This window comes from Candidatus Margulisiibacteriota bacterium (assembly GCA_028706105.1).
Taxonomy (GTDB): domain Bacteria; phylum Margulisbacteria; class Riflemargulisbacteria; order GWF2-35-9; family DYQY01; genus DYQY01.
Genome location: JAQWCF010000084.1, coordinates 1 through 7,565 on the forward strand (window position 1 = coordinate 1; position 7,565 = coordinate 7,565).

Below are 7,565 nucleotides of genomic sequence, written 5' to 3' on the forward strand. Positions count from 1 at the left end.
TATTGGCTTTTTTTATGTAAATTATTTGAATATTAAGGAGAGATGGCTGAGCGGCTGAAAGCGACAGGTTGCTAACCTGTTATACGTTATTTTAGCGTATCGAGGGTTCGAATCCCTCTCTCTCCGCACTGAAGAAAAATCGCTTTTATTTTCAATCTTAGAGAGTATGTTATATGGCTCTTTATATGAAATATTAGCGATTTTTTTATTGCTAATTTCAGCGTTCCAAAGTAAGGTTATTAGAGTATTTCGCTGTTCGTCTGGTTTTTTAGATAAAAACTCTTTTTGCATTGTTTTAGGCTCTAAAAATGCATTTCTTATCCGTTCCAAAGTAGTATTATCCTGGTTAGATTTTTTAGTTTTTAACTCTTCCATATCTCTAGTGATAAGGACTAGCTCGTTGTCTATTGCTTGGCTCTTAGCCCTATAGTCGGCCTCTAAAACAATTTTATCTAGGTAGCTATCAAGTAATACTCTTTTGCGTTCATTAAGCGTTTTGACCCGATTATCCAGGTTTAAAATAGCCTCGTCTAAATAGGATATAGCCGAAGAGCTTTCTTTTAACTTAGCCTTATAGACCAGATTAACTATTCTTTCATTAAAGACCAGTTTATCAAAAATAGTATTTAATTCTTTAGATAAATATTCTTCTTTGATATAGGCCTTATGCTCATTACAGATATTTTTGCCATTCGTGCAATAGTAATATGTTAGTCGTCCTTTCTTTTTAGTGGCTGTTAGCAGACAGCCACACTTAGCACATCTGAGCATTCCTCTGAAAGCGAAAGGAATATTTTGTTTTTTGATATGAGATTTTTTAGTCAGCATTTCTTGCACCTCGTCAAATAGTTTTTTAGAAATTAACGGCTCATGCTTGCCTTCGTAAAGTTGCCCGTGCTTTTCCATAATTCCGCAGTAGAAAGAATCGGACAGCATTTTATGAATCTTACTCTTATGATATTTATTATGCGCCCGACTGCGGAATCCCTCTTTAAATAAAGTATCTGATATTTCTTTTACGCTATATTTTCCAGTTTTGTATAACTCAAATATTTTAACAATATATTTTCCTCTCGCCTTATCAATAATAATTTTAGAATCTTTATTTAGATAACCGATTGGGGCTAAATTAGGCCAACCCCCTTTTTCCAGTTTAGCCTTAATACCTCTTTTTACATTTTTGCTTAAATCTAAAATATATTGATTAGCCATTCCACTTTCCACGTTGAATAACAAAGCGTTATCACCGGGCAGATATTGTCTTTCCATTGTTTGAATTATTTTTAGTTGGTTTTGCTGTAATAGCCATTGAATAGTTGCACTATCAATCGGATTGCGAGAAAGCCTGTCTATTTTCCAACAGATAACCCCGTCAATTTGCCCTCGCTTGATCAAATTGATAAGCTCGGTGAATTGCGGACGGTTATCAGGTTTTTTGGCGGACTTACTTTCTCGAAAAGTTTTAACCACATTTAAGTCTAGGCTTTCGGCTAGGCTTGTCATTTCTTTCTCTTGTGAATCTAGAGAAAGAATTTGCCGACTGCTGTCCTCGGTAGATTTTCGGCAGTAGAGAGCATATTTGGTTTTTGTGTCATTTGTAGTCATATTATTAGGTTTTATGGTATAATTTAAATATATTAATTTAGTTAAACTTTATGCCATTAATTAAATGTTTAGAGTGCGGTCAGGAAATTTCCGACCAGGCTCCCAGCTGCCCGCATTGTGGCTATGTTTTTAAACAAGAGCCAGCTAATCAAACTGTTGCGGTTAATGGAGTGCCAGATCTTAATATTGAAAAAATTGTTAAAACTGGCAAAACTTGGAAAATGTTAAAATTGATTTCTTGGGTTGGCGGAGTAATTGGACTTTTAATGGCTCTTGGCAGTAGCGATGGCTCATTTGCTAAAACTTTCGGATGGACTCTTCTTATTGCCTGTGTCATATTATTTATTGTCGCTAAGTTTGGTAATTGGTGGGAAAGGGGTTAATTATAAATATTTTTTTAAATCCTTTAACTTCGGTTAGAGGATTTTTGTATTCAAAAAGGGCAGTCCTGATTCACCCAACTCCAAATTAACCAAAGGCTAACTTATCGTATGGCAGAACTGCCCATTTCGAGCGACAAATAAGGTTTTTAATAAAAAAACCTTTGGCAGCAATGGAATTGAGTGAATACTATTAATATACTAAAGAACAAGCTAAAAATCAATATCGTCTATGGATAAGCCAGTTAATAGCTGGCTTATTTCTTTATCCAAATCAGGATTATCAGATAAATCATATTGCTGATAATTAAACCAACGGAGAAAGTTTTGCGGTTGTCCGATTGTATCTCTAATATCGCTATTGTTATATTCCGTTTCGCCATCATATTTATAGATTAAAGAATTGGCAGGCAGTTTTGATTCTACAAGCGACACGACTTCCACAAATGAATTTTCTTGCGGTTTAAGCAGTCCTTTACTAGCGATATATTTCTTCTGCCGAGGGAAGTCATTTTCAAAGACCGATTTTTGAATGTATTTAATAAAGTAGAAGATTATCTTTTTTAATTGTGCCTGATCTTTGACCTTATTAAAGTTTTTGTCTTTCCCGCCGACCATTATTCGGCCTTGCCCCCAGATTTTATACATTCGCCGATAAACATTTTTGATATATGGAAGATTAAAGAAAATCATATGATAGTGAATCGCTTTTCTTTTCTGTAGTTCAAAGACCGCTAGATATTTTAAATTACTTTGTTTTAAATCTTTGCCCTCAATAGCGTTGGTTTCATAGTTAAGCCGTCTGATAAACTTGGTAAATTCATAATTAGCTTTCTTTAAGTTAGTAATGTTCTTGGCAAAAGTCAGAGTTAAAGTAATTGGCAGATAAGGTTTCCCCTTATCCTTAAACCATAAAAAGCAATTAGCCATAATTAGCCGTTTAATCATTCGTCTTGCCCGACGAGCGGAAAACTTTAATTTTTCTTCGGCAGTAGCTTTAGGCCTATCTGTCTGCAAGGCCTTTTCTTCTTCTGTTTTGATATGTCTGATTTTTCTACCCAGATTAATATCCCGGCCGAATTGATATATCTCAAGCAAGGAGCCTGATTTAACCAATTTACGATTAGATAAGTATTTATTATCTTGTTGTTTCATATATTTGTTATTATCTATTTCTAATTAGAAGTTCTTTTAACAAGGATAACTTTTTTCTTTTCGGCTCCCCCTACGGGGGAACCGCCGAAAAGAAAAAAAGAGTTATTCCTTGCTAGAAAGAGAATCGTATAAATTAACTAAAGATTTCAAAAAAGATTCCGCCTCGTCAGGAGTTATTTGTCGCTCGTATAGTCCGCTAAAGTATTCCCGAGCTTCCGATATCAGTTGTTTGTCATAAATTGCCATAAAAAAACTACCAATATTTTTTCTATTGGTAGTTTACGGAAATGGCCTTACCCCGAATTACGGGTAAAGAGTATTAAATTGTAGTAGTCTAGCTAATATTTCAAATAATTAGGGTTAATTTTACACCAAGCCTTAGTACCAGTGTGTGATTCAATAAAACCAATTACTCTATTATCAGTATCAGTTTGGATTTTCTGATTCAAATGTTCGCAGGCACGATAGAATTTACGCCAGTCTTTGGTTTTATCGTAATCGGCGAACTCGTCCATTCTTTTAGCAACATCTTTAAAATAGACTTCCTCTGATATATCCTCGTTTTCAAATATAGCTTCAAGAATATAATGATCGATAGACCTATCAGCAAGACGAGAGATTTTTATTCTCGTCCCATTGATAATTAGAAGACTATCATCTTTATCAAAAGTAATCGGAGGATTAGGCTTATTGCCTTTTAAAAACTCTTTAGCATCTAATTCACTGAATATATAAGAGCTAACGACCGCCAGGCAATTCAGGCAATAGACTGGAAGAATCAAGGAAAGCGATTTTTCCTCGTTTTTATCCTTATATCTGAAAGGCAGTGAAGTTGTTGATAGCTCTTTTATAACTTGCGTAATTTCTTTGGACTTATCAGGATTATCTTTTGTTTCTTCTTTTGCCTTACTCACTGCCTCGTGGATAATAGCAAGATAGCCCAAACTGACAGGAAGTTGTAGCTCTATAGGGCTAAACGGCCGAGAGTCTTTAATAATAGCCGAGGCAATATTATGCTCCTTGGTAAAAACATCTTTGCTAGGCCAAGTATTTGGATTTTCTGGGTCAAAGGCGACTTTGTTAGATAAGTGGTCATCAAATTCGTCATCGGTCATTTTTACGATAATATCTTTCTGGCTTTCAAAATAGGCAAATTGGTCTTTCATTATTGCCTTAATAGCCGGCTCTGTTTTTATAAACTCAACAAAATCATAAATAACCAGGGAGCCATTAAAAGTGCCTAGTTTTTCTTGGTATTCGGAGATAAAAGACTCTAGTTTATTTTTGATTCCGTCAGATTTCATTGTTATTTTTACTTTATATTAGATAAAAAAATAGATTTATTAATTTATTGCTATTTTTTTAGAAAAGATATTTAATACAATTTTTTGTATTAACTTGCCTTTTATATTTAATAGTGCTATTATGAAGGATATTAATAATTTACACCTATATGATAAGAAAAGTAAAATTTAGCAATTTCTATTCTTTTCAAAAAGAACAAGAAATTAATTTTTTAGCGAGCAAAAAAAAGACTTATGATTATTTTACATCAAAGTCTGAAGATCAAATAACTAAAGTCGCCGGTTTTATTGGTGGTAATGCTTCTGGCAAAACAAATGTGATGAGACTTTTTAGTTTTTTGAGTTATTTTGTGTGCAGAAATGTAGAAAAGGAAAATACACTTGTTAAAGATATTGCTTATAAAACATTTTTTAATAACGAGGAAAAATCTCACTTTTATATTGAGTTTGAGTCTGATGATTATATATTTTACTATGATGTAAATATAAAGAAAAATATAATTTTGCAGGAATCTCTTTCTGCAAAAAAAATTGAAAAAAATTCAAGAGTTATAAAAATATTTTCTAGAGAAGATCATCATATTGTCAATTTGGATAAAAAATATTTTAAAAATATTGTAGTAAATTCAATTCCAAAAATAAGAGAAGACGTTTCTTTTATTGCCTTTGTTAAAAAAATGTCTTATTCCGTAGATATAATAGATAAAGTTTATAATTATTTTCTTAATTTTAAGACAAATATTAATGAAAGAGGGGAAATCAATAATGATTTTCATCAAATTAAAACACTGCAGACTTATTTGCAAGATAAAGAATTAAAAGAAGAAATGGAAACATTTATTAGAAACTTTGATATTGGTTTAAGTGGATTTAAAATCAAGAAAGAAGAAAAAAAAGATGGGATTGTTGTTTCAGTAAGAGGCATACATACAACGAATTCAAAAAACAATGAATTAGATTTAAGCTACGAGTCCAGAGGGACACAATCTTTATTTTTTGCAATGGCAAATATTTTAAGTGCTTTGAAAAATAGCAGTATTATAATTATAGATGAAATTGAATCCGGGTTTCATCCAGAGGCATTAAACAAATTAATTGGATATTTTATTGATGAAAATTTAGACAAAACTGCCCAATTAATTTTTTCATCCCATTCCCTTGGTTTTATGAATAAACTGGATATGCATCAAATATTTTTGACAGAAAAAAATAATAAAAGTGAAAGTTCTGTTTTAAGATTGAATAAAATTAAAGGGATTAGACCAGATGAAAATTTTTTATCAAAATATATGTCCGGTGTTTATGGAGCTTTTCCAAAAATTAGGGTATAAAACATATGAAATACTCTTTTTTAGTTTTTGGAGAAGGTGGCGGTGATAAAAAATTTTTAATTAAATTAATTGATCTAGATAAATTTAAATTCCACACAAAAAATTGGGTTCCGAATTATGGCAATGCTTCAGGCGGATCTCCAAGAAATATTTTAGAGCAATGCAAAGGGGCTGTTTCTGGTAGGGCATACGATTTGGTTTTGTGTTTTATTGATTTAGATAAACTAAAAAGCGATTTCCCCAAACAGTGGCAAAAAGAAAAGGATAAATTGGAACAAGATTTTTCAGAGTTTGTAATAATTTGGCAACTAGATAAAGCAGAAGATGAGTATAAGAGAGTTTTAGGCGAGTTAAAACATGGTAAGTTTAAATTAAATATAGTGGCCAGAAAAAGTGTTGAAAAGTTCATTAATTCCGAACTATGGAAAAGAATTATTCAACCAATAAAAGATAAAGAATTGGAATTAGAAAACAAAAGAAAAGAAGGTAAATTATAAAAATATATGCACGATAATATTAAATGGGCTAATTCAACATATAAATGTCCACACTGTAAAGCTTTAGCAACATTTTCATGTGAGTTTAGCGCTAAGGGATATTTTAATGGTATTTATTATCCGATAAGTGTCTGGCGTTGCCATTATTGCGATAGAGCCATTTTTATTAAAAACGAGCCAACGAGATATGAAAATGACAGTAAACAATTGCAAATTGAAATTGTTTTTCCATCCGATGAGCCAGAAGTTGATAAAAGAGTCCCGGAAGGGATAGCTAATGATTATATTGAAGCAGTAAAATGTTTTAATATCTCTTCTTATAAGGCTAGTGTTGTTATGGCCAGAAGATCTATCCAGAAAATGTGTGTTAATTTAGGTGCAGATAAAAATAAAAAATTATATCAACAAATTGACGAACTTAAGAATGCAGGAAAACTTCACCCAGATTTGGCAGATATTGCTACCGAAGTGCGATTTTTAGGTAATGATGGTGCTCATCCCGAAAATGACGGGTTGGATGAAATAATAATTGAAGATGCTAAAGAAATTCTAGATTTTACATTAGAATTACTTGATGATTTGTATGTAAGACCGGAAAAGGTTAAAGAAATGAAAAGCAAAAGAGTGGCAAAACAAGTCACGGCTCAAGCTCAATAGAAACTATAAAAAAATAATTAGTTTTGGCGATTTCAATTAAAAATCGTTCCAAGTGCGTCCCACCCTCTCCGCAGATTAAAAATAGCCCTAAACATGGGCTATTTTTGCTAGGGAGAATTGAACTTTGGAACGATTGGTGCTAATATTGAGGTAAATAATAAAAATATATGTCATACGAAAGAAATTTTATTCCAGCCGAAAGCAAACCATTTCAGGAGTCGACGTTTAACTCGAAAGAGGAAATAGTTAATAATGAAAATAAGGAAATTAGCGTAGATAAAAAAATTTTAAATCAAAAAGAAATTGGTTTGAGAGAATTATTTAGAAATTCTAAAAATCCAGTCGAAGTTATTTTGCAAGAAATGGACAGTGATAAAATTAAAGAATTTGTTAATACATCATTATTAAGTGAGACGAAGAGTAAACTAAGCGAATTAACCTTTAAGGACGAGGGCGAGTTTGTCAGCAAAATATTAGCCATTGGCCAACCAATTTGGGAAATAACTCAGAAAGATAAGCAAGATTTATTTAAACAACCAAATCGAGAAATGTTTACCGCTGAAGATGTCCAGGAAACAGTTAAAAATATTCAAAGAACTAAAGCACAAAAGATTTATGTTGTTGGTAATGTTGGTT

The 7,565-nt window shown here is 32.2% G+C and carries 7 protein-coding genes and 1 tRNA gene; 6 read left to right on the forward strand and 2 right to left on the reverse strand.

Features of this window, described 5'->3' with window-relative positions; genetic code table 11:
* Nucleotides 1-36 precede the first annotated feature (36 nt).
* Nucleotides 37-126 (forward strand) — tRNA-Ser (locus tag PHF25_07985).
* 1,529 nt (nt 127-1,655) lie between these two features.
* A complete protein-coding gene (locus PHF25_07990) occupies nt 1,656-1,988 on the forward strand; it encodes a zinc ribbon domain-containing protein (protein ID MDD4527956.1) in 333 nt (110 codons plus the stop codon).
* Nucleotides 1,989-2,198: 210 nt separating this feature from the next.
* On the opposite strand, the gene PHF25_07995 is transcribed toward PHF25_07990, so the two are convergent.
* Together PHF25_07995 and PHF25_08000 are read right to left on the reverse strand one after the other, a co-directional pair.
* The gene (locus PHF25_07995) at nt 2,199-3,140 is read right to left on the reverse strand and encodes a hypothetical protein (GenBank protein ID MDD4527957.1); all 942 of its coding nucleotides are present in this window, start codon (nt 3,138-3,140) and stop codon (nt 2,199-2,201) included.
* A gap of 338 nt (nt 3,141-3,478) precedes the next feature.
* Nucleotides 3,479-4,444 (reverse strand): hypothetical protein, encoded by a 966-nt coding sequence (locus PHF25_08000; protein ID MDD4527958.1) that lies wholly within the window; start codon nt 4,442-4,444, stop codon nt 3,479-3,481.
* 149 nt (nt 4,445-4,593) lie between these two features.
* Here PHF25_08000 and PHF25_08005 point away from each other — a divergent pair, with 149 nt between their 5' ends.
* The 4 genes from PHF25_08005 to PHF25_08020 all read left to right on the forward strand — a co-directional run.
* Complete coding sequence (locus PHF25_08005) at nt 4,594-5,775, forward strand: ATP-binding protein (GenBank protein MDD4527959.1); 1,182 nt, start codon at nt 4,594-4,596, stop codon at nt 5,773-5,775.
* A 5-nt stretch (nt 5,776-5,780) separates the two neighbouring features.
* A complete protein-coding gene (locus tag PHF25_08010; GenBank protein MDD4527960.1) occupies nt 5,781-6,272 on the forward strand; it encodes a hypothetical protein in 492 nt (163 codons plus the stop codon).
* Between the two features lie 6 nt (nt 6,273-6,278).
* Nucleotides 6,279-6,929 (forward strand): DUF4145 domain-containing protein, encoded by a 651-nt coding sequence (locus PHF25_08015; GenBank protein MDD4527961.1) that lies wholly within the window; start codon nt 6,279-6,281, stop codon nt 6,927-6,929.
* A gap of 167 nt (nt 6,930-7,096) precedes the next feature.
* Nucleotides 7,097-7,565: hypothetical protein (locus PHF25_08020; protein MDD4527962.1), on the forward strand; the 469-nt coding region annotated here is incomplete at its 3' end.

Bases quoted from the DNA above. Each gene is read 5' to 3' on its own strand.
- PHF25_07990 (MDD4527956.1), top strand. From the start codon at position 1,656: ATGCCATTAATTAAATGTTTAGAGTGCGGTCAGGAAATTTCCGACCAG.
- PHF25_07995 (MDD4527957.1), bottom strand. From the start codon at position 3,140: ATGAAACAACAAGATAATAAATACTTATCTAATCGTAAATTGGTTAAA.
- PHF25_08000 (MDD4527958.1), bottom strand. From the start codon at position 4,444: ATGAAATCTGACGGAATCAAAAATAAACTAGAGTCTTTTATCTCCGAA.
- PHF25_08005 (MDD4527959.1), top strand. From the start codon at position 4,594: ATGATAAGAAAAGTAAAATTTAGCAATTTCTATTCTTTTCAAAAAGAA.
- PHF25_08010 (MDD4527960.1), top strand. From the start codon at position 5,781: ATGAAATACTCTTTTTTAGTTTTTGGAGAAGGTGGCGGTGATAAAAAA.
- PHF25_08015 (MDD4527961.1), top strand. From the start codon at position 6,279: ATGCACGATAATATTAAATGGGCTAATTCAACATATAAATGTCCACAC.